Annotated in this window: 23 protein-coding genes; 17 read left to right on the forward strand and 6 right to left on the reverse strand. The window is 50.4% G+C overall.

Annotated elements, in window-relative coordinates:
• The first annotated feature begins 110 nt into the window (after positions 1-110).
• The 7 genes from NAL19_RS09435 to NAL19_RS09465 all read left to right on the forward strand — a co-directional run bounded on the left by NAL19_RS09435 (position 111) and on the right by NAL19_RS09465 (position 6,653).
• Positions 111-1,160 (forward strand): hypothetical protein, encoded by a 1,050-nt coding sequence (locus tag NAL19_RS09435; protein WP_263059514.1) that lies wholly within the window; start codon positions 111-113, stop codon positions 1,158-1,160.
• A gap of 60 nt (positions 1,161-1,220) precedes the next feature.
• Positions 1,221-2,444 carry a N4-gp56 family major capsid protein gene (locus NAL19_RS09440; RefSeq protein WP_263059515.1) on the forward strand — a complete coding sequence of 408 codons (1,224 nt, stop codon included), beginning with the start codon at positions 1,221-1,223 and terminating at the stop codon, positions 2,442-2,444.
• A 70-nt stretch (positions 2,445-2,514) separates the two neighbouring features.
• Entirely contained in the window at positions 2,515-2,898 is a 384-nt protein-coding gene (locus NAL19_RS09445) for a hypothetical protein (RefSeq protein WP_263059516.1), read from the forward strand.
• A gap of 56 nt (positions 2,899-2,954) precedes the next feature.
• Complete coding sequence (locus tag NAL19_RS09450; RefSeq protein ID WP_263059517.1) at positions 2,955-3,392, forward strand: hypothetical protein; 438 nt, start codon at positions 2,955-2,957, stop codon at positions 3,390-3,392.
• The gene (locus tag NAL19_RS09455; protein ID WP_263059518.1) at positions 3,392-3,973 is read left to right on the forward strand and encodes a hypothetical protein; all 582 of its coding nucleotides are present in this window, start codon (positions 3,392-3,394) and stop codon (positions 3,971-3,973) included. The genes NAL19_RS09450 and NAL19_RS09455 overlap by 1 nt, the downstream gene beginning before the upstream one ends.
• Entirely contained in the window at positions 3,973-4,635 is a 663-nt protein-coding gene (locus NAL19_RS09460; RefSeq protein WP_263059519.1) for a DUF6682 family protein, read from the forward strand. Before NAL19_RS09455 ends, NAL19_RS09460 begins: the two co-directional genes overlap by 1 nt.
• Positions 4,632-6,653, forward strand: a complete 2,022-nt coding sequence (locus tag NAL19_RS09465; protein ID WP_263059520.1) for a prophage tail fiber N-terminal domain-containing protein — start codon at positions 4,632-4,634, stop codon at positions 6,651-6,653. The genes NAL19_RS09460 and NAL19_RS09465 overlap by 4 nt, the downstream gene beginning before the upstream one ends.
• Before the next feature lie 18 nt (positions 6,654-6,671).
• Here NAL19_RS09465 and NAL19_RS09470 read toward each other — a convergent pair whose 3' ends face one another.
• The gene (locus tag NAL19_RS09470; protein WP_263059521.1) at positions 6,672-6,875 is read right to left on the reverse strand and encodes a hypothetical protein; all 204 of its coding nucleotides are present in this window, start codon (positions 6,873-6,875) and stop codon (positions 6,672-6,674) included.
• Between the two features lie 109 nt (positions 6,876-6,984).
• On the opposite strand from NAL19_RS09470, the gene NAL19_RS09475 reads away from it, so the two are divergent.
• Genes NAL19_RS09475 through NAL19_RS09505 form a run of 7 tightly spaced genes read left to right on the forward strand, consistent with a single transcriptional unit; the run spans position 6,985 to position 13,299 of the window.
• Positions 6,985-8,610 carry a hypothetical protein gene (locus tag NAL19_RS09475; RefSeq protein ID WP_263059522.1) on the forward strand — a complete coding sequence of 542 codons (1,626 nt, stop codon included), beginning with the start codon at positions 6,985-6,987 and terminating at the stop codon, positions 8,608-8,610.
• Complete coding sequence (locus NAL19_RS09480) at positions 8,607-10,271, forward strand: DUF1983 domain-containing protein (RefSeq protein ID WP_263059523.1); 1,665 nt, start codon at positions 8,607-8,609, stop codon at positions 10,269-10,271. Before NAL19_RS09475 ends, NAL19_RS09480 begins: the two co-directional genes overlap by 4 nt.
• The gene (locus NAL19_RS09485) at positions 10,271-10,636 is read left to right on the forward strand and encodes a hypothetical protein (RefSeq protein WP_263059524.1); all 366 of its coding nucleotides are present in this window, start codon (positions 10,271-10,273) and stop codon (positions 10,634-10,636) included. The genes NAL19_RS09480 and NAL19_RS09485 overlap by 1 nt, the downstream gene beginning before the upstream one ends.
• Positions 10,637-10,644: 8 nt before the next feature.
• Complete coding sequence (locus NAL19_RS09490; protein WP_263059525.1) at positions 10,645-11,313, forward strand: hypothetical protein; 669 nt, start codon at positions 10,645-10,647, stop codon at positions 11,311-11,313.
• A 1-nt stretch (position 11,314) separates the two neighbouring features.
• Positions 11,315-11,695: a hypothetical protein gene (locus NAL19_RS09495; RefSeq protein ID WP_263059526.1), complete on the forward strand. Its 381-nt coding sequence runs from the start codon at positions 11,315-11,317 to the stop codon at positions 11,693-11,695.
• The gene (locus NAL19_RS09500) at positions 11,695-11,967 is read left to right on the forward strand and encodes a bacteriocin (protein WP_261877775.1); all 273 of its coding nucleotides are present in this window, start codon (positions 11,695-11,697) and stop codon (positions 11,965-11,967) included. The genes NAL19_RS09495 and NAL19_RS09500 overlap by 1 nt, the downstream gene beginning before the upstream one ends.
• 12 nt (positions 11,968-11,979) lie before the next feature.
• Positions 11,980-13,299 carry a DUF4670 domain-containing protein gene (locus tag NAL19_RS09505; RefSeq protein ID WP_263059527.1) on the forward strand — a complete coding sequence of 440 codons (1,320 nt, stop codon included), beginning with the start codon at positions 11,980-11,982 and terminating at the stop codon, positions 13,297-13,299.
• A gap of 30 nt (positions 13,300-13,329) precedes the next feature.
• Here the strand turns inward: NAL19_RS09505 and NAL19_RS21685 are convergent, their stop codons facing one another.
• Positions 13,330-13,467 (reverse strand): transmembrane anchored protein, encoded by a 138-nt coding sequence (locus NAL19_RS21685; RefSeq protein ID WP_317630321.1) that lies wholly within the window; start codon positions 13,465-13,467, stop codon positions 13,330-13,332.
• Entirely contained in the window at positions 13,409-13,717 is a 309-nt protein-coding gene (locus NAL19_RS09510) for a hypothetical protein (protein ID WP_263059528.1), read from the reverse strand. Before NAL19_RS09510 ends, NAL19_RS21685 begins: the two co-directional genes overlap by 59 nt.
• 32 nt (positions 13,718-13,749) lie before the next feature.
• On the opposite strand from NAL19_RS09510, the gene NAL19_RS09515 reads away from it, so the two are divergent.
• The 3 genes from NAL19_RS09515 to NAL19_RS09525 all read left to right on the forward strand — a co-directional run bounded on the left by NAL19_RS09515 (position 13,750) and on the right by NAL19_RS09525 (position 23,757).
• Positions 13,750-14,955 carry an ISL3 family transposase gene (locus NAL19_RS09515; protein ID WP_225086319.1) on the forward strand — a complete coding sequence of 402 codons (1,206 nt, stop codon included), beginning with the start codon at positions 13,750-13,752 and terminating at the stop codon, positions 14,953-14,955.
• Between the two features lie 32 nt (positions 14,956-14,987).
• Entirely contained in the window at positions 14,988-22,838 is a 7,851-nt protein-coding gene (locus NAL19_RS09520; protein ID WP_263059529.1) for an LPD38 domain-containing protein, read from the forward strand.
• A 700-nt stretch (positions 22,839-23,538) separates the two neighbouring features.
• A complete protein-coding gene (locus NAL19_RS09525; protein WP_263059694.1) occupies positions 23,539-23,757 on the forward strand; it encodes an isocitrate/isopropylmalate family dehydrogenase in 219 nt (72 codons plus the stop codon).
• A gap of 51 nt (positions 23,758-23,808) precedes the next feature.
• On the opposite strand, the gene NAL19_RS09530 is transcribed toward NAL19_RS09525, so the two are convergent.
• From NAL19_RS09530 to NAL19_RS09540, 3 genes are all read right to left on the reverse strand, one after another.
• Positions 23,809-24,918 carry a 4Fe-4S binding protein gene (locus NAL19_RS09530; RefSeq protein ID WP_263059530.1) on the reverse strand — a complete coding sequence of 370 codons (1,110 nt, stop codon included), beginning with the start codon at positions 24,916-24,918 and terminating at the stop codon, positions 23,809-23,811.
• A gap of 487 nt (positions 24,919-25,405) precedes the next feature.
• Positions 25,406-25,756, reverse strand: a complete 351-nt coding sequence (locus NAL19_RS09535; protein ID WP_180776898.1) for a Mor transcription activator family protein — start codon at positions 25,754-25,756, stop codon at positions 25,406-25,408.
• Positions 25,757-26,228: 472 nt separating this feature from the next.
• Positions 26,229-26,963, reverse strand: coding sequence for an XRE family transcriptional regulator (locus NAL19_RS09540; protein ID WP_225087946.1), 735 nt, complete (start codon positions 26,961-26,963; stop codon positions 26,229-26,231).
• Positions 26,964-26,993: the final 30 nt, after the last annotated feature.

The following is a 26,993-nucleotide window of genomic DNA, read 5'->3' on the forward strand; positions in this document are numbered from 1 at the left end:
TTTTTGTTTGTGCCGATAAGCGTTTTTGTTAGAGCGCTTATTCGCATGGGCAGCGATACGCCTTTTCCCTTTCGGATCTATCCGACAAATAGACATGCAGGAGTAATGACGTGAGTGTTGATATTAATAATTTAACAGGCGAAGAAACAGCTGAAGAGCTGGAAGCATTGTTGAATGGCTTGGGCGATGTGGATATTTCTGATGAGGCGGCAGGTGTGGTAACCCATACCGGACAAGCTACCGCCGATAATCTGAATGGGCAGCAGGAAAATAAGGGCGATACCACCACGCTGACGCCGGGCGTAGCTGCACAACCACAGGTGACCACAACGCAACAGCCGACTGTTTCTGATGAAGGTACTGGCCCCGCAAAAAGCATTCTGAGCAAGGACGGTAAGCACACCATTCCTTATGGCGTGTTGGAGGCAGAGCGTGCTGAGAAGCAGCGACTGACAGAAGCGAATCAGCGAACCTCTACAGAATTGGCTGAAGCTCGGCGACAGTTGGAAGTCTTTACGCGCCAGATTAACGATGCTGGTTTACAGCCTGCGCAGCTGCCGGAAAAAGCTAAAATCACACCAGAGCAGATCGCGACGGTGCGTGAGAGTTTCCCTGAAGTGGCGAGTGTGCTTGATGCGCTGACACAGAAAGTGGAATACTTACAATCTGCGCAGCCAGCCCCTATAGTTTCTCAACCTGTTAATGACAACCCTGTGGTTGCGGCACTGGATGCCACGCCAGATCTGAAAAACTGGCAAGATAGCGATCCAGACCGCTTTACACTGGCGGTGCATATCGATGAAACACTCAAACTTGATCCCGCGTGGAAAGACAAACCGTTAAATGAACGATTCGGTGAAGTCGTGAAGCGAACCCGCGCCGCCTATGGTGAGTCTGTGGAGAGTGCACCTCAACAGCCTACGCAAGCCGCGCAACAGCAACCGACCGCCGAAGAGCTTCAGCAAAAAGCAGCAGATCTGCTGGCGAAAGCAACCGCTTCGTCACAGCTGCCTGCGTCACCGTCAGATGTCGGTTCAACGACGCAACATACTGCATCGCCACTGGAGCAGGCGGCTAATGCCGATCCTGACCAATTGCAGGTGATGTTTGCTGGCATGACCGATGCGCAGATTGAAGCGCTGTTAGAACAAGCCATCTGACGTTACCTACTCACATCATCCAACCCGCCGCGTGCGGGTTTTCTTTTTTAGGGAATCAACATGACTACCATTACCTCCGCTCAGGCGAATAAGTTGATGCAGGTTGCGCTGTTCACCGCAGCCAACCGCAACCGCTCATTCGTTAACATCATGACGGAACAGCAGGAAGCACCAAAAGCGGTAACGCCGGATAAAAAAGGCGTGAAGCAAACCAGCTATACCGCGCCAGTGGTGCGTATTACCGATCTGCAAAAGCAGAAAGGCGATGAAGTGGATATGCAGATCGTCCACAAACTCAGCAAGCGCCCGACGATGGGCGATGCGAAGCTGGAAGGGCGTGGTGAAAACCTCGCGTTCGCGGATTTCTCACTCAAGATTAATCAGGGCCGTCACCTGGTTGATGCAGGTGGGAAAATGTCAGAGCAGCGCTATAAGCACAATCTGAACAAAACCGCACGCACCTTGCTGGGCACGTACTTCAATGATCTGCAAGATCAGTGCGCGACGGTACATCTGGCGGGCGCACGCGGTGATTTCATCGCTGATGACACCATTCTGCCGCTGGCGGGGCATGGTGAGTTCGGCAAAATCATGATTAACGATGTGCTGCCACCAACCTACGATCGCCATTTTTACGCCGGTGATGCGACCAGTTTTGAAAGTCTGGATGTTGCCGATATCTTCAGTTTGGGCGTAGTCGATAATCTTTCTCTGTTTATCGATGAAATGGCGCACCCGCTCCAGCCCGTCAAAATGTCGAAAGACGAAATGGCGAACGACGATCCGTATTACGTCCTGAACGTCACGCCGCGCCAGTGGAATGACTGGTATACCTCCACGTCGGGTAAAGACTGGCAGGCGATGTTGTCACGCGTTATTCAGCGATCTAAAGGTTTCGATCACCCGTTGTTCAAAGGTGAGTGCGCAATGTGGCGAAACATTCTGGTGCGCAAGTACACAGGGATGCCGATCCGCTTCAATTCTGGCTCTCAGGTCTCCGTATCTAACAACGATCTGGCTGCCACCGTTGCACTGAAAGAAGCAAAAACCACCATTGACCGCGCTATCTTGCTGGGCGGTCAGGCGTTGGCGAATGCTTACGGCACGGGCGAGGGCGGTGGTCACTTCGGTTACCACGAAGAGAAAGTGGATCATGGTAACGGTACTGAGATTTCAGTACGTTGGATTAACGGCCTGAAGAAAATCCGCTTCCAGCAGAAAGATGGCCGCATGAGCGACCACGGCATCATCGTCGTGGATTCCGCGATCTCCACAGGGCGTTAATCAATCCCCTCAATCCCTCTCATAACAGCAGGTTGCGGCCTGCTGCTTTGCTTTATCAGGAGAAAATTTTATGGCAACGATTCAAGCACCGTCCATGCGTGACGCGGTGTACCAAGGTCCACAGGGCAATCTGTCTTTGGCAGAGAGCCAGATTGTGCTGGCTGCCGCAGCCGCCGGCGATATTGTCGAACTGCTGGAAATGCCGATCGGTATGCGTATCTGTTCTGTTGATCTTGTCAGCGAAGCATTAGGTGCTGGCGTAACAGTGGAAGTAAAAAGCGGTACACATACGCTTGTCGCGGCGGCCAGCCATGCTGATGCGGTAGCGAAATCTGTACCCGTGGTGCCGTACAGCACGGCGGCTAGCGGTGAGAAAATTACCGCCACGATTGCCGGCGGTGCCGCAACGGGTCGTCTGGTCGTCAATGTGAAATATGTCGCGGTAGGCTACTAAGCCGCTTCCAACATTATCCAGCCCACTTCGGTGGGCTTTTTTATGAGGATTCAAGAATGACAGATATTTCTGTTGTGTACATCGGTGGTAAAGACAAAAAGCGCGATACCGTGACAGGTAGCCGCCTGATCTTTCCCCGCCTTAAACCCGTCAACGTTGAAAGCGGGATTGCTCACCAGTTGCTGGAGTTCCCTACCGTATGGGTACGTGAAGACCAGGTGAAATCGGTGTTGGCACAGTCTGCGGAAGACGAGGAATTAAAAGCCCATTTGGCGGCGGAAGAGTTGGTACGCCAGAAGGCTGAAGCTGAAGCGAATAGCTGGGTGGTCAAAATCGGTAACGATGATGTCGATTTGGCAAAACTGACATCCGTCCAACTGGCGACGCTGGTTGAAGCGGAAGATCTGGCGGATCTGAAACAAGGCGCTCAGGAAAAAGTTGATGATTTCCGCGCACGCGTTCGTGACGCTGTCAAAGCAAAGGGCGCTGAGTAATGGCATCGCTTGACGCATTTCTGCCAGCGATCCGTAAGCATATTAGCGGGCCGTTAGATTTCATGATGCGGCAATCTGCATTGGAAGCCGCTATCACATTTTGCCGTGAGTCGCTGTTTTGCCGTGAATCGCTGGTGCTGACAGAGGTTGAGCAAGGTGTAACTCTCACGCTGACGGAGAGTCTGGAAGTGAAGTGCGTCAAGCGCTTACTGGTCACCGATACTAGCAACCCTGATGAGCCGGCCGTTCTTATTGCTGGCGTAGACTTTACCGTGATTTCAGCCAATCACATTGCGCCTACACGGCCGTTTGGCCGCATCGCCATTGTTTTTGCCGTAGAGCCGCGGCGCACTGCGGATAGTGTGCCTGATGCGTTGGCTGACGATTATGCGGATGTTATTGCTTCTGGTGCGTTAGAAGACCTCTACCTGATGCCGGGTAAGCCGTGGAGCGATCCGCAGCGAGCGGCGTATTTCAGATCCCTCTTCACCGATGGTTATCGACGTGCCTATCGTGATGCGCTTGATAACTCCCCGATAACCGGTTTCCACAATCCAGTCCGTAAACACGAATTCTACTAATGACAACGATTAACGACATTATCGGCAGAGCAAACTCACAGTTGCTGGATTCGCTGTGGCTGCGCTGGCCTAAATCCGAGTTGCTGGATTATTACAATGATGCGATTAACGCCATCATCATCATCAGGCCAGATGCCGGGGCATCCATTGAGACATTCGATTGCGATCCTGGTACGCGGCAACGCTTACCCGATGGCGCGATACGTTTACTGGAAATTACGCGAGTAGTTGGGGGGCGTGCTATTCAGCCGTTTCCGCGTGATGCGCTCGATTATCAGTATCCCGATTGGCACAGCATAACGGGCCCGATTGAGCGCTATTGCTACGATGAGCAGATGCCAAAAACCTTCTTTGTATTCCCCGGCGCACTGGCTGGTGCTCAATTGGAAATCAACGTAGCGCGCTTACCTTCACCTGCCACTATTGCCGATCTATCGCCGCAGAACGCCCGGTTATTCCCCCTTGATGAGCTGTACTTTAACCCTGTTCTTGAGTTCATCCTTTTTCGCGCCTATGGCAAAGACGCAGAAAACGGCAATAACGCGATGCTGTCATCCCAGCACTATCAAACTTTTGTCGATCTGCTGGGCGTCAAATCACAAACTGATACCGCCGCCGGGCAGAAAAAGCAGGCGCAATATAACGGGAGTTCGCAAGCGTGAGTGTATTAATCAGTGGTGTATTAATGAATCCGGCTGGTGTCCCTGTTTCTGGTGCTGAAGTCACCTTTAGCGCGCTGACCAACGGACCTTCGGTATTGAACGGTTTTTCTGCATCTGTCATGACCGATCAGGATGGCAACTACGCTATTCCGTTGGAGATCTGCGAGTACGCCATTTCAATCCAGAGTGATGGTTACAATTCGGTCTATGGTTCCGTTTCTATTAATGAGAAATCGACGCCAGCGACGATCAACGAACTATTAAAACTGGCCGCGATGGAGCAGGCCGTTACGCCAGCGATTATTGTCTATTTTCGTGAGATTCAGGCTGACGTAGCGGCAAAGCTGGCTGCGATGCAGGTGTTGGGTACTAACGCGGCAGAGGCTGCGAGTGCCGCTGCTGCTGCCAGAGATGAGGCGGCACAGTATGCCCAAAATCTCAGCGCGGCGGTGGCTCAAGTTCAGCAAGCCAGTGCGGCGGCGACGGCTTCAGCTAATGCTGCTAGCAATTCAGCCAATGGTGCGCTTGTTGCAAAAAATGCAGCAGAGACAGCTGCGGGAAATGCTCAGGCAACACTGGCTAACGCCATGCTTAAGGGGCAGTTCGGGTGGGGTGGTAAGGCAATTAATGTAGGTTCAAACGTTAACCTGTTTGATTATTTCACTATGGACAGGCCGGCGGGATTATATTGGGCAAATCAAACAGCAATCAACCGCCCACCTGATTTTGCAGACGTATTGTTGTCTTGGGAACCGATTGCCCATGGTGAATTTTATGGTGCCTTATTTGCAATTGGTTTTACTACAGGCGGTGCGAAAACCGCTTCTATTAGCGTGCAACAAGGTGCGTGGGAGACTTCTTGGACAGTTGATTGGAACAGCAAGAATCTTCCCAATCCTGTGTCTAGAGGTGAATTTGGAATTGGCGGTGTTGCTGTACCAATTCCGCCCAATGTTGATATTTACGAGTTTTTCTCATCGAGTAGACCGTCTGGTTTTTATTCCGCACATCAGGGAAATAACGCAAACGCTCCGGTTGGCCCAGCAGGAGCCGATTCGGGTAAGTATTTATGGATACTAGGGTTGAATAGTAACTACGGTACATTATATTTTAGCTCTCATAATATTCCTGCATATGAAGCGACGAACATTTGTTCAAACGGAAATTGGGCGGGGTGGTCTAAGCCGTGGAATGACAAAAATCTCCCGGCACCCAACGGATTTATGCGTAACGCCACCGCTGAGGGTTATCCTTCAGTTAGCGCCTATTACGATATGTTGAGAAGTGAACAGTCAGCGGGCTCTTGCACGATATTCGGGGAATGGAAAGCGTTTCTAAGTATCCGGCATCGAGGGGGACAGCCCGGTACAGACGCCTCTGACTGGGGATGGGCTATTGTTGATAACAATATGACGAGTGGAAATTTCAACAATTTCGTGTTGGAGAAAACGTTTAATAGTACACCATTACCAGCCGTGTTTATAAAACACTCAGGTAATACCACTGTAGACGCCAACGGTTTCCTCAAAACAGCCTCCCCGATAGTGAAACTATTTTCCGATGGCTCGTCAGAGTTAAATGCAGAATCCGATGGTGTTGTAACAACGCGGCTATCAGAGGGCGTTTATCAAATTACTGGCTGCCTAGGATTAAATGCCGATCGTGCATGGGGCGGCGAAGATGGCGGAATTACGAACCCGAAATGCCGGAATGGTTACGAGCGCATTTGGAATGACTACGAAGTACAAGAGGACGGCTCACTGATAATATGCACGTATCATCGTGTTCACAGTGACGCGATGCCGTTTGCGCAGAACAGACTAAACCTCGATCATCGACCATATAACGAGAAGAGGGATTCTGAAGAGTGGCCAGACCGAGCATTGATAGACATTCCGCTGGGTACTTATCTGACGGTTCGTGTACAGATGCCTGCACGCGAGGAAAAGCAATATGTGCCAGCCACCCGAGCAATCAGCCACAGCAACGTTTACTGCAATAGCGTCTCACCTACCTGATCACGCAAAAAACGCTAATTACTCAGCAATGATATCGAGCGCACTCTCCAGCGTTTCTACTGGATCTGTGTGAATCGCTGGCGCGTCATTTTCACCGACGCGTACAGCGACATAAAACCCTGAATCCTCGATCACTGCATAGGCACCAATTGGGCAATCAGTCAGCATGTCGCTGTCGTCCAAAATGCAGATTGTCGTTCCGTGATAATCAATGGTGTGCATATTCAATCCTTTTAAATTGCGTAGGTGAAAGATACGCGCTAAATTCCCCAAAGATACCAAGCCTCGCCTTAAAAAGCGGGGCTTTTTTGTTTTCTGTCTCAGGATCATTATGGCGACCATTGATATCACCACAATGCGCGGAATGATGCCACGCGTTGTTGAACACCTTTTGCCTGAATCTAACGCGACGGTGGCGGAGAGCTGCCACTTTCGGCATGGTGTTATCACTCCTATGCTGGATGATACCGATCAGGGCAAAACCTTTGCCTTTAAGCCCAAAACCATCTTCCACTATCGCGATAATTTCTGGTTTGCCTGGAATAAGATTGTTGACGCAATCCGCAGTCCGGTCGCCAATGATGATTATGGGCGCGTTTATTACACCGACGATGAATTTCCGAAGGTCACCTCTGCACAGATTGCGACGGGCGGTAACGGCAATTATCCCTCGGCATTTTTCCGTCTGGGTGTTCCGGTGCCTGCCAACCCGATCGTCATTGGCACCATCACGCCGCCAACTGACGTAGAAGAAGATGATCCAACGGATGATGAAACGCGCTTCTACACTGAAACCTACGTTACGGCATATGGTGAAGAGGGGCCGCCGGGGCCAGCCTCTGCGGAGCTGACGATAAAGTATTCTGGGAGTTCAGTGGAACTGAATTTGCAACCACCCGGACAGCAGAACAACAACATCACCAAACGCCGGATTTATCGATCGGCGACCAGTAGTCAGGCGGCGGATTTCTTATTGGTGGCCGAACTGGATATTGCCGTCGGCGTATTTGTTGACGATCTGTCAAATGCTCAGCTTAGCGCTTCACTGGAGACTTACGATTATTACATGCCGCCGGATGGTATGAGCGGTTTGTGCATGATGTCTAACGGCATTGCTGCTGGGTTTAAAGGCAATCAGGTGATGTTCAGTGAAGCCTATTTGCCTTACGCATGGAAAGACAGCAACAAGCAGACCACGCAGGATGATGTTGTGGCGATCGCGCCAGTAGGCACAACGCTGGTCGTTGGCACGAAAGGTATCCCCTATATTTTTTCAGGTATCACACCGTCGAATATCACGTCAACGCATTCCCTGATCGCGCTGTCCTGCGTCTCACGCCACTCAATGGTAACGATGGATGGTTTCGCGTTGTATGCCTCGCCGAATGGCCTGGTTTCTATCAGTGCTGATGGTGCGGCGACGATTGCTACGGCAAATATCGTTGAGGCTAAGCAGTGGCGGAAAGATTTCAATCCGACAACGATCCGAGCCTGGCGCGTGGAAAACGAATATCTGGCGCTCTATGACACAGATAACGGGGTGGCTGGGTTTATTTTCGATCCTGCCAGCATGGATATTCGCCACATCACGACATCGTTTGATACAGCCTATAACGATCCGGCGGGTGACACGCTCTATATCGTGAAAGGACGGCAGTTATATACGTTCAATGATGGCGCTTTCAACCTGAATATGCGCTGGCGCTCGAAGCAATATCTGGCTCCAGCGCATACGGCCTTTTCCTGCCTGCGAGTCATGAGCAATGCGTTATCGCACGTCGGCGTCATTCTGCATGTTGATGGCCGCTCAGCATTGCATTTGCCGCCGGGCAGCCTGCGAGAGTCGTTAGTTAAGCTGCCTCCCATTCGCGGTAAACGCTGGCAGGTTGAAGTCTACGGCAGCGTGCCGGTAGACAGAATTACGTTAGCTACATCGATGCAGGAAATGACAGCATGACGGCAAAGTTTAGAGCGGGCAAAGACCAGTCGGCGGTTTTAGAGAACGTTGAAACGCTGACCGGCCAACGTGGTGACGGGCGCAATCGCGCGGTGACGTATGGTGATTTGGCGACCCTTGGTCTGGCTAACCTGCGTCAGCTCGGGGGCGGAAAGGTTACTTTGACGCCTGGTAATGGTTCGGGAGGCGCTAATTCTGGCGGTGGTGTACAGAAGCCAACCAAACCCACCAATTTTAAAGCGACGGGCGGGTTTGCTTACGTGCTGCTTGAGTGGGACATGCCTAATTATCGCGGCCGGTCGCTGACGGAAATCTATCGTTCTCCTGAAGATAATCTGGCAAATGCGGTGTTGATTGCCAGCTCTGCGGCTGGGGTTTACGGTGACCCCGTTGATCCAGACTGGAAAGGGTACTACTGGATACGACACGTGAATGCGCTGGGTGAGCCGGGGGCATTCAATGATTCAAAAGGCACCTATGCACAAACGCATCCCGATCCAGCGGCTATCATCGAGGTGATTAAGGAGCAATTAAATACGTCGCCACTGATTGCCGATCTGACGGAAAAGCTGGAAACAAATACCAAAAATATTGGTACGGTTGATTCAAACGTAAAAACGTTATCTGAGTCTGTTAGTAATCAAAACAGTGCCATGGCAAAGCGGGTAACCGATGTTGAAACGTCATCACAAACCAATGCGTCAGCAGTCAGGGAATTATCGCAGTCGGTATCCGAGCAGTTTTCATCATCAGCAGAGCGTGTTGAAAAAGTAGAGGCTGCAACGAGAGAAAACAATGCAGCGGTGCAGACAAATGCAAAAGCCATCACTGAAATGGATAAAAATGGCTCAGCGTCATATCGGGCAATGTGGAGCGCGAAAGCACAAGCAGGAGATGTGACGGCAGGGATTGGTATTGTGGCTGGTCAGGATTCAAGTGGAAATACCATTAGCCAGGTTGCAGTATCAGCCGCTCAGTTCTTTATCTTTGATCCTAATAATCCCAACGATAAAACCACCTATGCGATCCCCTTTGCTGTTGTGGATGGCAAAGTGGTTATTGATGAATTGATCGCCAAAGATGCAGTGATAAAAATATTGTCCGCGCAAACCATTATTGCAGACAGTGTAAAGGCAGGTATTGAGATTGTTTCTCCGTATATAAAAACGGCTCGGATTGAAAGCGGTAATTTTACCGTTGATCAGAACGGTAATATGACAGCGAAGAATGCAAAGATAGAAGGGGAAATAACTGCGACCTCTGGATCGTTCACTGGAACCGTTAATGCCCAAAATGGGGTATTTCGGGGGACAGTTTATGCAACTAATGGGGAGTTTCGGGGAAAGGTTTATGTTGAAGATTTGGAGGGAGATGTAGTCAGGCCAATTACACATACAATAGGTCAAACAACGATAATTGAGGCAGTTCCATTTAAGAGGACAATATTTTCATCACCTGTTGTTTTAATTTGGAATACTGGTGAAGGTAATGTATGGGTTAACTTTAATGATCAGAATGCAATGAATGTATACGCAAACCCATGGAACAACAATAAGATCGCTCAGGGGGTTATTCCTGCAAACACTGAATTGAAAATAACGAGCGGAAGAGGGGGGACGGGGACCCCAGAAATTTTAGTTTTTACTATTATAAAATCATAATGGACATAAATTCAGCAATTAATCGTGTAGTCATAGACAGCCGAGAGCCCAATTTAATAACAAACATCCAAAGCGCCTGCCGTAAAAAGCAGGCGTTTTGCTTTGGTACAGATGATACGCGGATTGTTCTGCGGCCACGAAGTTATTACGGAATCCCGTATGTGGTGGTGTGGCTCGGTGTCAGCACAAGAAAAGATGCATTGGCCTATTGGCTGCCCCACGTTCAGGAATTAACGCGTATTGTCGGTGGGCGTTGGGCTGAGTTCTACACGGCAAGAAAAGGGTTCATCCGGGTGGCGCAGCGGCTTGGATTTGAGCGTCTACCTGATGAGTTCGGACTAATGAAATTCAAAATATCGGTGTGAGGTGATACGTGGGAAAAGGTGGCGGTGGCAGTACAGAGGTAAAGGAGACATCCCAGCAAGCGGCGGCGGCTGATGTTGCGCGGCAACAGTGGGATCTTTATCAGAACGAGCTGAAGCCCTATGAAAACCTGTTTATGGATAAGGTGGAAGGGCTTAACGATCAGCAGAAATACGACGGCATTGCTGGCGATGTCAATCTTGGTTACCAACAGGAATTTGGCAAAGCCAGGCGGCAAGCGGCCGATGGTCTTGCATCGGCAGGTGTCGATCCCAGCAGCGGCAAATTCCAATCAACGCTGAAGGATGTTGCTACCGACCAAGTGGCAGGCACGATTGATGCAACGAATCGGTCTCAGACCGATCAGCAGAATAAGTATGTTGCAGGTTTGCACGATGTGCAGGCAATGGGAGCGGGGCAAAAAGCGGAGGCAATGCAGGGATATCAGGGGATCGCCACTGCGTCGCAACAAAAAGCGATCTCGGATGCGCAGAGTTCGCTATCCAAGCAGCAGGCGACGAAAGGGCTGGTCGGAGCGGTTGGTGGGGCACTGGTTAGCCAGGGGCTATCAAGCTTACCGAGCAAAACACCAACACCAACTGGCGGTAGCTCCAGTGGTGTATTTGGTGTGTCTAATACGCCATTCATGAGCACAAGTTTCAGAAACATTGGGGGATAGCATGGGCTACGCATCGGATACATTTGCCGACATCACACGCAAGCAGTATGCCGACTGGCAAGCGCGGTATTTGCCGAAGCGTCAGGGGCTGATGGATTTATCCACTAACGGCCAACTGATGAATAACCAGTTAGCAAGGGCAGACGCTACACAGCAGCAAACACTGAATACGGCAACGGTCGGTGCCACCAATCAACAAGCACGCTACGGGGCGACTCAGCAAACCAATCAAAGCGATAACAGCCTGGGGCTTAAGTCCGCACTTGCCACTGCGGGGGCAAAAAATGGGATACGCGACGCGGAAACCGATCGGCAAATGAGCATCTTAACTGGCGGTTCAACGGGATTGCGTGAACTTCTCAACATTGGGAGTGAAACATAATGGGATACGGCTTAATTGATATTGCGGCGCAGACGCGCCAGCAGGGTTTGCAGGGTATGCAACAGTCGGCGGAAATGGAACAGCAGCGTGAGTCGGCTAACGAACAACTTAAGGCTCAGAAGAAGCAGGCACAGAATACCAATATGGGGATGATGGCCGGATTGGGTGGGGCGGGTGGTGCCTATTTAGGTGCTCAAATGGGAGCGGTGGGCGGCCCTATAGGCATGGGCGTCGGTGCTGCCGTTGGTTTACTGGCTGGTTCACTATTTTAATTGGAGGGCGTTATGGCAGATGTCAGAGGACTGGCAGACGGCTTTCTGGCCGGATTCAATACGATGGATAATGCATTACAGCGTCGGGAGGAGTCGGAGTTACGGCGGTTAATGATTGATCAGCAGCAGAAGAATGAAGATCGTCGTTTTGGGCTTGCCCAAGAACAATTTAACTATGGCAAGGAAACTGACAACCGTAATTTTGATCGCCAAACGGGCCGCGATAAGGAAGATGATCGCCGATTTGGTTTACGACAAGAGTTAGAACGTCAGCAGCTTGGAATTCAGCGAGCTGGGTTAGGTATGCGTGCGCAAGAGCTGAATATGCGCAGAGAAGAGCATGAATTCCAGATGGCAGAGACGAAGCGCCAGAAACGTATTAATGACGAAATGCCTGCTATAAAAATGTTCTATGACCAGTTGGAAAAAACCGGAAATATTGATCCTGAGTTATTTAATCAAATATCACCGGATAATCCGTTAAACCCGAAACGGTTTATTGGCGATAAGGCCATCAAGGACGTTACAGAGATTAACCGTATCATGCCCGCTGTTCTCAATGGCGATATGGACTATAACGATCCAGCAGCTATCAGCGTGATGAATAACGTGTTATCAGCACGTATCCAGCGTGGGATAGGTGATAAAGATCCAGAAACCGGTAAGACGATTAAGGCAAAAGAGTTGGGGCATATCGGGTTAACAGAAGATGGTCAGGGTGTCATTCCAACATTAAAAGTGACGTATAACGATGGATCTACCGCGCTCAAGCCAATGACCCGCTTTGGCTCGACAGATCCTAATGACACGATTGCGCCCATTGCCTTGCCTCGCCTGATGGAGGAAATTCGAGGTTATAGCCAGATGGTCGGCCAGTTAAATTATGGTGGTCGGGCGAAGTTCTTGAATGACATGGTTAATCCGCCAGATAAGACAGCAGTACGCGAGGAAGCAAAAGGGCTGCGTAAAGACTTACTGGATGTTGGCAAGGCGAGAGCGAAGGCTCTAGCTGATCCAATGGCGCAAGATCCGCAAACTGCTGCGGGGATTAACTCACAATATGACCAGTTGGAACAGCAGGTGAGAGATTCATACGGGCAGCCCCAACGGCAACCGAAAGCAAAGGATGACAGTGGGTTGCAGCAATGGGCGGCAGGCGATCAGGGTAAGGTTGCATTTGCTCAGAAAGCTATCGCTATGGGTGTGCCAGTCTCCTCATTGAGCGCTGAGCAATTGGATGCTAAGTATTTGCAGTATACGAAAGGAGCGAAGGCATCTGCCGATGCTGCTGTAGCTAACCAGTTGAGGCAGGCACGGAGCACACAAGAATAAGAATAGGCGCACGAATGCGCCTAAAAATTATCAACGATAGCCACCGCCACCAGGGCGAGAATCAGCAGATCGCCCACCGCAGCGTGAGCCGTCAGCAGCGGTATCAGAATCATGCTGACAACGGCCAGATCCAGCCATCACCTGAAATGATGAACCTAAAGTTAACATCACAAAAATTAGTGCAATTGCTTTCTTCATTATTAGCTAGTCCTTGAATGTGTGTAGTCCGCGAAATAGCGGCAACAAGAGCGTAGCCTAAGAAAAAATTCTTGCCTGTCATTTTTGATGAGAACGCGCTAAATTCCCCAAAGATACCAAGCCTCGCCGTTAATTCGGTGGGGCTTTTTTTTGGTTCATCGCGCTTAAGCGTGAACCAATAGAAAACGGCGGTAAAAGTGGTTAGTTTTGTATTCGCCAAAACACTAACCGACCACTCAACCGCCGTCTGCCATGAATGCTAACCTCTCTTCCCTTTTCTGGGAAGGCTTTACCGTTGACTCCTTTTCCCATTCCTCATCTGATGCGCTGCTTATTACGCTTCGCCCAGACCCCCGTTTTGCACCCCAGTGCCGCCGATGTGGCCGAAGAGACTGTGCCGTTCATGATGTCTCTGTACGTCAGGTTCGTGAGCGGGATTTGCTGCACTGGCGCGTCACCCTTCTGGTTCCTGTTCGTCGTCTTCGCTGCGCCTGCTGCGGTGTTGCCACCGAACGTATCTCCTGGTTGCCTGAGAGGCAGCGTTACACCTCTACATTATCAGTCTGGGTTGAGTCTCTTAGCCGTCTACTCCCCGTGAAGCACGTAGCACAGCTGACAGGCCTGCACTGGCACACCATCAAGAATATCGACCTCCGCCGTTTGCGTCGGGAATTGCAGGAGCCAGAGCGACATACACTTCGCCGCCTGATAATGGATGAGTTCGCCCTGTTTAAAGGCCATCGCTATGCCACTGTGGTCGTGGACGCTGATACGCAGCAGGTGCTGTGGGTCGGGGAAGGTCGCAGCCGCGCGGCCTTCCGCCCGTTCTTCACCTGGCTGGGACCGGAAGGCTGCGCGGCTATCGAGTCTGTCGCAATGGACATGAACACGGCGCTGGACCTTGAAGTCAGGGAGCAATGCCCACAGGCGGAAGTGGTCTATGACTTGTTCCACGTGGTGGCGAAGTTCGGTCGCGAGGTCATCGACAGGGTGCGGGTTGACCAGGCGAATCAGCTACGTGACAACGCGAAAGCCCGGAAGGTTATCAAGCGCAGCCGCTGGCTGTTGCTGCGTAACGCTGAAAATCTGCCAGCAGGTCATGATGTAAAGCTGGCAGAGTTGCTGGAGGCCAACCAGCCGCTGAACACCGTGTACGTGATGAAAACTGCGCTGAAAGAGCTGTGGTATGCGCCGGATAAGGAGGTGGCCCGGCATCGCTGGGATGAATGGTACAGGCAGTCTCAGGAGAGCGATATAAAAGCGCTGCAGCAGTTCGCAGATAAGCTCAAGGGCTACGTGAGCGGGATAATCGCCAGTGCTGAACATCGTCTGAATACGAGTGTGCTGGAGGGGATGAATAACAAAATCAAGGTACTAAAGCGAATGGCTTATGGATACCGGGATAACGACTACTTCTTCCTGAAAATTAAAGCAGCGTTCCCCGGTAAAGCGCGATGAACCTTTTTTTTGCCAAAATTTTGGAGTCCGCAATGGCTTACGATCCTCAGCAGCAGCGCCCCGAACAACAAGTAGCGAATAAGAACCGCCAATCTCTCAACATTCAGCAGCCGGGTGAACCATCCGATTTTGATCGTCAGTTCTTTTCGGCTGAAAACTGGAATAAGCCCGTTGTTGAGCCAGAAGCAACAATGGGGGATTACGTTAAAGCCGTAGGCGCTGGCGCGTTAGACATGGTTGCTGGCGTTGGTCAGTTATTTAAATCTGGTAACCAGATTCTTGATGAAAAAAAAGCAGACACCGCAGGTGATGCCGCCAATCCGCTAGGCATTGATAGCCAAATGATGGACGTTATGCGTCAGAATGCTGGAAATCCGGTGTCGCGTGCTGGCAATTTCATTCTTGAAGGTGCAGGTGATCTTGCTGGTGCTGCATCCCAGCGTATTAAGGATAGTTACAGCGACGGGGCGAAGAAAGCGGCTTCGCTAGATTTTGTCAATTTCGAGCATAATCAGGATGGGGATATTACTGGTGTCAGTGTTGGGGAAGGGCTTTTCGATAAGGATGCCTGGTTAATCAATGCTGTCCCAACGATTGCTCAACTATTAACGGCTGGTGGTGTATCAAAGCTGGGCGCAGGTGCTGCGCGTGAAATGGCAGAGCGTGCGACATTTAACCGGCTCAGCAAGTCAATGCCTGAAGAGGCTGCCCGTCAGCTTGCGAAAGAAACCGCAGATCGTGCCGCAGCGGTCGCCGGTAAAACGACATTTGTCGGCGCAATGTCTGGCTCAGCGCAAGGTCAGGGCGGTATCGATATGCGTGAGCAAATCAACAGCCTGTCATTCAATGAGTTGATGGAAAGCTCTACGTTTCAGTCTGCATTCAGCTCAATTGACTCCAATCCAGACAATGCCCGTTTGTCCGATACTCAAAAACTGGAGCTGGCACGTACTCAGGTAGCTGATCAGGCGGCAAGTGCTGTAACCGCAGATCCCCGCTTACTGGCAGTCAATATTGCCGCGTCAACTCTGGGCGATCACACGTTGCTGAAACTGCTAACACGTAAAGGCGCGGCTTCTGGGGTGCTATCTGGTATGACGACAGGAGCCGTGTCAGAAGGTGCAACCGAATTTGCTCAGGGGGCTGGGCAACGTTATGTGCAGAATGAACAGTTGATCGACACCGCGGGGCAAAAAATCGACCCGATGAAAGATGTGTTGAAAACCGGTGCAAATAATGCGGTTGTCGGCGCTGGGATGGGGGGCGCCATCGGTGCCGTCGGTGGTGTTCGCGGGCGACAGGCAGATAAGCAATCCAATCCCGAACCAACGGCAGGAGATCTTACAGGTGATCAGCCGCAGGCTACGCAGGTCGATGTGCCGGAGTGGCAGGCATCTGGACAGCTATCCGCTGAAGGTAACGGTTCATCTATTCCCGTCGTGAAAATGGGCGAGGATTCACCACCTTCTGGCTATACAGGTGAATGGCGTGATGGCGGCCCCGTGATTTCTGTTACTCAGGGAGTAGATAATTCACAGCTCAACCCTGAAAATGTCGTTGGTACGCCACAGAGTCGTATTGATGAATTCCGCGATACACCAGCCTATCTTAGGGAAGATCCACGTATTCAGGGATTTGCTGAAGACAGTGACGTGCAGCGTGCGCTTGCTGAACAACCTGACTCTCCTACCGCTGAGCAACTCATTCGCCAGCAGATTGAACAGGGCGATCAGGGCTATTCACCGCAAGAACTGGAGGCACTGGAACAGGCTGAACGAATTATCGCTGCACGTCGTCCACGCCTTCCTGCACCAGGTCAAACCTCTGTGATTGCCATGCCAGGAGAAGTTCGTCCACCCATGGGTGACGATGCTCAGGTCGGAACAGGGCCGCAGTTTGATGCAGGAAAGCAGGTGCGCGGGCAAGAATTCATCCCCGCCGAACGCTCCCGGGCTATGAATGAGGTTGGTCGTGCTAATCAAACGTATGACGGTGAAGCAGTGCCAACCAGTGCAATTGAAGATAAAAATATTATTTTCTCTAGTGCGCCGACTATTGATGAGGGCCAGACGGCGCAGCCTCCGCAGTTTACCGAAGGGCAAACTCGCATTCAGCGACAAGTACGCCAGTTCAGTGATGCCATGGGCGTTAACGATCAGGCGGCATTGCCCGATCAGCGCCACCGTGTTGCTGGTGTGCCCATCGATGCACAAACGGAGGCGTATGCGCGCGGGGAGCCTGTGGGGGAGCTGAAATTTTACCAGCGCGATCGCCCATTCAGCAATGAACATGTCGCTAAGCACTCCAAATGGGGCAAGATGCCAGGGGCTACAGTAGAAAAGGTTGATGGTGGTTATGCGGTGCGGCTGCCATCAGAACGAGAAAAAGACACTATCACACTTCCTTCTGGTGAAGTTATTACTGTGACGATGGATCGTGATGTACCTGGAGCTGCCATATTGACAACCGAAGATGGAGGACGGATTGGCCTAAGTGCAACACAGGTTGATGGAATCAAAGGCGAGCTTGCTGGCGATAGTCCGGTGGGTGGTGGTATCGGTGATCTTGCTCGGCTTAATGCAGCACTGGAACGCATTCGCACCCATACTGAGCATCGCGGCTATCCATTATTCCCCGTTGATGCAACGCGACGCGACACTGGCGAGAAGGTAAAGGCTTGGGCGGTTCAGGCACAGCCCAATAGTCCAATCAAGATGGCACCGAAACTTTTTGATACCCGTGCGGAGGCGGTATCTTACGCTGACCGACTGGCTGATCGGGATGAAAGCAATACAATATCCCGCTCCAAGCATGAAGCGGAACGTAAAGAGAAAGATGCGGCTGAGGCAGTGAAGCGGGCTCCAATTGATGAATTTCTTAATGCTCAGAATTTCAGCCCTATGCAGCGCGGGAGAGCTGATAAAACGTTACAGGAAATGATTCACTACGCTGAGTTTGATCGACCAGTGACGAGAGCTGAATCTGTTCAACAGATGATTGAGCGGGGCTGGCACCCAGAAACCACACAGAGAACATCTGGTAGTGGGAGGAGCAAGACCTTATACCGGATTGTTTCTGATGATGGCGATCTCTATAACGTGACAAAAACGGAGCATGATTTTGCCGCTCATCTGATGGGCAAACGAGGTACTAACCAAAAATCAAACCTGTATTATTCGCGGCAGGTTAATCGCCCTGATGGGCTTACCGTTGCTGAGGTGCGGCGCATTGCCGAAGATTTTCAGCGTGAGTACAATGGCAATATTCCATTAGAGATTCGAGTGTTTGCCCGACAGGAAGACGCATATGGCCCACAAGCGACACAGGAAAACATCGGTAGAATCCAAGGTGCGTATCATGCCGCCGGAGAAGGAAGGATCGTACTTAACGCTGCCAGCATTCGTAACGAGAGCGATGGACGAAGAACACTCCGTCACGAAAGCCTTGGCCACTTTGGGATCAACACCTTTAAGCCAGCAGATAAAAGACTGGTTCTTGATGCGATTCTCAAAACGCAGAGCGACCCCAAATTCAAAACCATCTGGGAACGAGTAAAGCAGAACTACAGCGATAAGTCAGAGTCCTATCAGGCTGAAGAAGTTTTCGCTCATGCAGCGGAACTGGAGCGCGGTGAGCGTGGTGCTCGCACCCGTCGCCGTATCATCCCAGCTTCTGTTTTACACGCTTTCCAGATGGCACTACGCCGTAGTGGTTTGGTCAAAGGACCAATGAAAATTAGCGAGCTTTACGACGCCGTTGACGCAGTGGCTGACGGTATTCGCAGCGGTCGCCGTCAGCAGCAAATATTCCCCAAGACCGATCAAGATCAATTCCGACGAGATAGCCAGTCACCGCAAAACGCCTCCAAATCTGGGGGCGTTTCTGTTTCTGGTTCTGATATCGGCGGCGGCAACATCATTCACGATGGTAGCTTTAGCCGTGATGGTAGCAAACCAGAAGCCGGCATGTTGCGCGACCGTGTACAGCTTGCGGCGGATGGCTTTGTTTCCCATCTGAACGGTGCTGCCAAAATTAAGGTGAAGGCGGTGCAGACACAGGCCGAAGCTGCCGCGATGATGCCTAACGGCATTCCTGCGGAATTCGGCACAGTTCATGCCATTTACCAGCCAGAGTTGAGTCGTGTGATTGTCATCGCCGATAACATCGCCAACGCCCGTGAACTGCGTGCCAAGTTGCGGCATGAAGTGATTGCGCACCATGGCTTAGCTTCAGTGATCGGCGATGTGGAATATGACCGCATCATGCGTGTGATACACCAGACGCGGGACAGCCAGAATAAAACCATTCAGGATGTCTGGCGACAAGTCGAGCAATCCTACGGGCAGGAGTCGTTAGAAACACAGGCGAATGAATTCTTGGCGCATATGGCAGAGCGTACCGAGCTAACGAAGCTGGGCGGTGTGTGGGATCGCTTTGTTACGCTGCTGACCAACGCACTGCGTAAAGCGGGCGTGCTTAACCCTATGGATATCACGCCAGCAGAGATCCGCAACATTCTGCGCACCATTACCGGCCGCTTCCAGAAAACGGCGATGTATGCCAATGAGCAACCAGGCACCCGTGAGTTCGATAACACCTTCTCGCGTACTGATGCGCTGTATTCAAAAGCAGATGATGTTGGCCCGCTAAAGCCATTGCCGCAGGAGGCTGAGCAGTACCGTGCCGATCTTGATCGGGCTATGCGGTCGTTGAAGTCCGGTGATGTGTCGGTGAAATTAGGCAGAACACCACCAGTGTTAAGGGCGCTGGGTGCGCCTAATCTGGATATGTTTATTAACCGTGATACCGTGCGCAAAGCCACCAATGGGGTGAAGCATGATGTGCCTTTATCGGTGATCGAGCAATTGCCTGAATTAATGCATGACCCACTTGCTGTATACCGTTCGTCTACCCAAAACGATGCCGTAGTGATTTTACTTGAGGCGCAAGATACAAATGGGAATCCGGTGGTGTCAGCGGTGCATATGAATGCCAGAAAGCAGAACATGGAAATTAACAAAATCGCTTCAGTTTATGGCACGGTAGGCGGAATGTCGAAAGTACAAGGGATGGAGGATGCTGGGCTGGTGCTATATCGGCGGGCAAAAGAAAACCCTAATCAGCCTCATTCAGCCGGACTCCAATTGTCCGGGGAGAGCACTAACCAGGGTTTAGACTCTGCCAGTCGCCGATACTCACAGGGGCTTCAATTGCCCAAGGAGGGCGACCCCGCAGAATCAAGTAAAAATATACTCTCTTCCGCTGATATCCGCAAGAACAAGACGCTGTACTCCCGCTCTGCCAATCCAGCAATGGACGCCGAAACCAGCCGTAAAATGGGCTTCAACGTCGAAAAAGGCTGGTTTGATAAAGCCAAAAACTTCTATCAGATGGCAGCCGATAAAGATCGGACGGAGCTGAAGCAGTGGTGGCAAGAAACCTTCCGCAAACTGAACACGAAGACCTTTGACGGTCTGGCGCCGTTAAAATACGCAGAAGATGCGGCAGGTAAATCTGATGCGATGGTTTCCGGCTACACCGCTGCGCGCATGTCGGCGGGTTCTGGTTCGGTGACGGCGGCGGTTCTGGAGCATGGTCTGGTTCGCTATAACAAAAATGAGGGAATCACTGAGCGGATTGCTGGCACGGGTAAAGCGGATTCCTTAATGGGGGTTCTGGACGGGCTAGGTAACCACCGTGAAAACTTTCTCAAGTGGATCGCCGGTCACCGCTCTGAGCGCCTGATGGCAGAGGGTAAGGAAAATAACTTTACCGTTGATGAAATTGCTTACATGAAGTCTCTGAATCGTGGCAATGAAAAACTGTTTGCGGAGCAGAAGGCAAAATACGATGCGTTCATCAAGTCCATCATCGACCTACAGCAGGATATGGGGCTGATTGATCCTGAGAGTCGAGCGATATGGGAGGATGCCTGGTATCTGCCTTACTATCGTGAAGCAGAAAGCGGCGAAACACACGGCCCGTGGACAACACGCGGCATTGCCAATCAGAGCAGCACAATCCGTAAGCTGAAGGGCTCTGAACTCACCATTAAAGACCCGATTGAAAACCTGTTCAACTACGTTGCTAAGTCGGTTGATGCGTCGATGAAGAATGAGGCTATGCGCCGTTCTGTCACGAATCTGGCTGATACCGACATGTTGGAGGCCATTGATAGCCCGAATAAAATGGACTATCAGCGCATCGGGAAGAATGTGGTTAAGGTCTATATGGATGGACAAGAACACTTGGTTCAAGTTAACGATCCCGATCTCTACCGTGCCTTCACGATGATCGACTTGGAGCGTAGTAACTCTCTGTTCATGCGAGCTGCGCGACAGGCCAAGCGCGTGTTAACGATCGGCACCACATCGATGCCAGACTTCATCATCCGTAACTTTATGCGTGATGCCATCCATTCATGGGCGATAAATAAGGATGGGTTTAAACCCGCAATTTCTTCATGGCAGGGGCTGAAGAAAGCCATGCGCACAGATGATACGCTGGTGGATATGATGTTTGCTGGCGCTACGTTTGGTGGTGGCTACTCCAATGTTTACGATCCAGCGGCTACAGCTTCCAGTATTCGTAAGGTGCTGCGCCGTAAAGGTTATAACGATAGCCAAATCCGTGAATTTGAATCATCGATTGTGCGTAATAGCAAAGAGGTGATGGACAAAATCGGCGCTGGTTTGGAGAAATACCAGAAAGTCAGTGAAGGGGCGGAGAACGCTAACCGAATCGCGACTTACGATGCGGCGCTAAAAGCAGGAAAGAGCAAGGCACAGGCTGCCTTTGAATCTCGCGATCTGATGGACTTCAGCATGCAAGGCTCCAGCGGCCTGGTAATCGCGCTGTCTGATATGGTGCCATTCTTCAATGCCCGCTTGCAGGGCATGAGCAAACTTGGCCGCGCAATTAAAGAGGATCCCCGCGAAGTTCTGAAACGGGGAGGTTACATTGCGGGTCTATCGCTGGCGCTGCTGGCGTTGAACTGGGACGATGATCGCTATGAGGAGCTACCTGATTGGGATAAAGACGCCTATTGGCACGCATGGATTGGCGATCAGCATGTTCGCTTCCCGAAACCGTTTGAAATCGGCCTGATGTTCGGCACGTTGCCAGAGCGTTTTGTTCGTGCATTGGGGGGTGAAGATACCCCAGGGAAATTTGGTAAAGTTGTTGCGCATAACTTCTTCGAGACAATGGCCTTCAATCCTATTCCGCAGGTAACGCGACCCATTCTGGAAACATTCGTTAATTACGATTTCTTCAGAGGTGGGCCGATTGAAAACATGGCTGATGATAATGTGATTGCCGGAGCGCGTTATAACGATCAAACCAGCTTGTTGATGCGTGAAATCGGTGGGGCGGCGAACCTTTCTCCTAAGATGTTAGATCACATCATCACTGGGTACACCGGCACGCTGGGTTCGTACATTCTGGGGGCGACGAATATCATCATGCGTAACATGGGGGATAGCGGCACATCGCCGTCGCTGCGGCTGGATGAAATGCCTGTCATTAAAGCGTTTGCCCGTGGTGCCGATCCGGCGAAGTCTACTCAGTTTACTGAGGACTTCTACCGCATGATGACGGAAGCCAACCAGATAAACAGCACGATAAACTCCTATCGCAAACAGGGCCGTCAGGATGAAGCTAATGAGCTGTTGCAGGATAACCGCGAGAAACTATCACAGCGCAAAGCGTTCACGGCGACACAAAAGCAGGTGAAGCAGCTTAATGACCAAATTGAGTTAACCAGGATTGATCGTATTTTAACGGCAGACCAGAAACGGGAGCGTATTGATCGCCTTATGGCGAAACGGAATATGCTGGTTCAGCAGACGGTGAAGCGAGTTAACCCATACTTTGACAAATAAGTGTTCTATTTCAGCCAGGGCTATAGCCTTGGCTGATCCTTATTATCTTTTCTTACTTAAACTTATCTTTGCAGTCGGATAGGTCTTTGAATTTATTCTTCTCAACCCATGTATATTTGAAGGCATCACCGACTAAATATTCCTTCATATAGAAACCGTCCCTTTGCTTATAAATTGGCTGATCGTAGATGTGTCGACCAATTTCTATCTTTCCCCAGCATGTGGCGGGATTTTGAGGGGTGCAGGCTGTGGTTAGTAAAGGCAATACAAACAAGCAGAGATATTTCCTCATAAACTATTTCCATGCTAATTATTTATTGATCCTATGCGCTGTTCAACGCTGGTTAGCATTCTATTTCAACCAGTTGCGAATGCATATGATAAAGGTCAGAAAAAAGAGAAAACCAACGATACCGATAATGATGCTGATAGTGCTATCCAGATGCATACGGGATTTACTTGTGATTAGGCACGCGCCAATGATAAACGGCGCTGAGAGCGCTGGATGTACCAGCACCATAACGGCCGCTAGAATTAGGCACAGAATGAAGGCGACAGATGACATGTTATTAGTCCGTTAAATTTGTTAAGAGGTGAAATTGCAGGCAATTTATGGGGGAAGGTATTCAGTAAAATACAAAGTAGCTCACTGTTTTCTATCGATATTTATCTTAATGAAAACGATGCTGTTTAATGCGCTATTTTCTATTTTTCTTTATATAATTCATTGTGTTGTGGTTTTTCCTTCAATCTACTGCTGCGTCACCTGCAATGGTTCGAAGCGGCTGACCTGATTGTTAAGGGCGTTGAAGGCGCGATCAAGAACAAGACCGTGACTTACGATTTCGAACGTCTGATGGAAGGCGCTAAGCTACGGAAATGTAGCGAGTTTGCGCAAGACATCATCGACAATATGTAATCTGCTATTCAGTGCAGATGAGTATCAGGGGCCAATTTGGCCCCTTTTTCTTTATGGGTGACCAATGCTTTGTGAACCGGGAATCAGTCTGAAGTACATGTGGTCGGGAATCGGGCTGTTCCAGCCACCGATGTACATCGCAAAGCCGATCATGCCAAAAAGAATGCAGAGTACCAGTATCGTCATCGCAATACCGGACAACGCAGTTTGTCGCCATAGTGGTTTGGTTGTTTTGCTGACTTTTGCCTGCGAGCCTGAAGGTTTCGTCAGGGAGAAATGAAGCGTTGAGGCCACCGGGCAGGATTCGACGCAGGTCATGCAGGCCGTACATTCCGCCGTTCTCACCTGAATCAGCTTGTCCACTGGGATGTTAGACGGGCAGGCTTTGGCGCACTTGCCGCAGTCGATACAGCTGGTGGCGTTGCGACGGATCTTGAAGGGGGACAGCAACGAAAAGACCCCCATGAGTGCACCGTAAGGACAGAGGTAACGACACCAGAAATGACGGACAAACAGACTGGCGAACGTGAAGAGAAACACGCAAACCAGCGTGATGGTGCCGATATTGCGAAAGAAGCCGAGCATTTTAACGTCGGCGATCAGGCCGTAGGGCGACATCAGGAACATATAAATACTCTGTGCCGGCATTGATAAGGCGATATAGAGGAAAAAGCCTAATAACAGATATTTCAGGCTGCGCAGTGGAATATCCTGCCACTTCGGAAGAATGAAATGTCGACCCAATATTTTCCCCCCCAATGCACCTACCCATTCGAAAATCGTGCCGATAGGACACAGCCAGGAACAGAACGATTTCTTGAGCAACAGGCTAATAAGAATAAATGCGGCAAGTAATAGCATTGACGCAAGGTGGATAGGGGGAAAATTGCCGGTTTCCCATGTGAACTTTGCGTTCATCAATCCGGCAATGGGCAGCCAGCCTTCGATACCACCCGGTCTCGGCATATAAAGACTCGTACCGCCAGTTTCAAAGTAGCGTACCCAAAAATAGAAGGTGATGCCGATATAAATGTTGAGCGCCAATAGCAGAATTTGTGTTGCTCTGCGCCAGCTCAGAGCATTGCGCCAGTCGTTCCAGGGAAGTTTGCCTCCGGTGGTGCCGGGACGCCGTTGCCACCGCTTTCTTGCTTTCTCACTCATTGCTCTCAATGTCTCCCATTTATTTTTTCATTCGGCGCTTTCAACGTACCGAAGGGATCGTGGGGCAACGTTATCATGCCCTTAGCGGTCAAAAATCGATTTGTGCATTGTAAATGCATGTTTTTGTTTTTTTAGCAGGGCGATTTAAATAAGAGAAGGGGAGATAACGCGGTATTCATCGCATCGGGGATAGTGTACTGAAGAGCGATGTCTAAAAATAAAGCCTTAGCGATATAAAAATAATGGGTACAAAAGCGTACCCATTCTATTAATTGCCAGATGGTATTATCTTTTATTTTCTCTATCATACTTCAAACGGCGTGCGTTGGTCGGCGTCAGCGTAGAGGAATGCCTTGCTGCATTTTCCACAACTCGAATGATTTAAGTTATATGTTATTAAAATCAGAGGTTATCGCTGTTAGTCAATTATCTATTTTTAGTCTGTTCCTTTAATTACCACCTGGTTGTTAATTTATGACTTTTGGCATTATGCCTGAGAGTGTTGCTTTGCCTGTAACTCCTCTTTTCGCATTGTTCTGACAATTTTATAAATCCATTGCAGCGAGACATTATATTTTTTAGCCAACGCGCTGTGATTGCGTCCGTCAAATTCTTCATAGATTTGAAGATCGCGTTGAGAAGCGCGCCAGGATATCCCCATTGGGAAATAAACGTTTTGTCCGCCCCATACGGTCATCATATGTTTGGCAACGGCATTACCGACTAACTCGGCTGTTTGCGGATCGAGCTCGGTGACGTTTTTGACCGTATCGGCCACGTGTTGAGAAAGTTCGACCAGAAGCTCAGGACCTTTACTGCGAAATTGTGGTTCAGTCATAAATCACCTTATTGTTATGCATGAGTGTTGTTACTGACGTGAAAACTGGGTTGTTACCTTTGCAGAGATTGCTCTGCTGTCATGGGTCTATTTAAAACTATAGTTGTTTTTGTGTCAACATCTTTAGTTTTAATTTGGGTTGTTTTTGGTTGTAAAAAGAAATGACAACCAGCGGGGCGGCGCGCAGAAGAGGCCAGATGAAGGGCAAAAAAATCCCGCCATAGGGCGGGAAAGGAACACATAGACAGGATGAATAACACAACATCAACAAGGGTTGATGAAACAATAGCATGGTGATTGTATAAAACTGTGGCGCGTGGGTAAGGTTATTTGGGCGAGGGTAAACGTTTTTTAGCGACGCAGGGTTTATTCGTAACGTGGCGAACAGCAACACCAACACAAAAACGGTGTCCGTATCGGCCCACCGGTTTTGATGAAGACGGCTATGGCCGGGATATCGCCAGTATCGGGACTACAGCAGAACCGAATACCAGAACACGCGGCCAATGATCTCGACTTCTGATTCGTACGCTTCTTCGTCAGCCTCGCGATTAAAGCTATGGATGACGAGAAGGCCGCCTGGTTTGCGGTAAAGCTGCTTGATTCGCTTGAGCTTATCGTTACCGCCACCTTCCTGAGCGATGGCGTAGAGCTTTCCATCAATGATGCGCTTGTTGTTGGTATCAACCGCGACGGTGGTTCCATCAGGGATGATGGGTTCCATACTGTCGCCCGCTGCCGGGAAACAAAGTACCCCTGAACCGTCCGTATTTGCGCCAACCTTACGCAGCGTAGCTTTAGAAAAACGGAGCTTAAAGCCGTTGTAATCCTCGCTCTGAACGCGTCCGTCGCCGCAGGCAAACTCAATATCCTTTAAAAAGGGCACTTCCACCTCGTCCTCTGATAATTCTGTCGTGCTGTCCCAAGCTGATACGGTGCCCCATTCTGATTTTGGCGGAATGCTCGATTCCTGGACAGGTCTAGTCACCCCGTCGCTACGCATTGGGTCTTCGCCGTTTGCCAACCATTCAGGGCGAACATGTAGTGCATTGGAAAGCTCAACAATTTTGGTTGTCTGCGACGCTTTCCCCACCTCGATCTTCTGTATGGCGGCCTGAGATACGCCAATCATGTCGCCAAGCGCTTTTTGGCTAAGCCCCTGTGCGATTCTGGCGGTCTTTAATCGTTCTGCAAGTGTCGTTTTCATCCGTTCAATGTACAACTTAGGTTGTCACTT

Origin of the sequence: Pectobacterium sp. F1-1, assembly GCF_025643735.1 — a bacterium.
GTDB lineage: Bacteria > Pseudomonadota > Gammaproteobacteria > Enterobacterales > Enterobacteriaceae > Pectobacterium > Pectobacterium colocasium.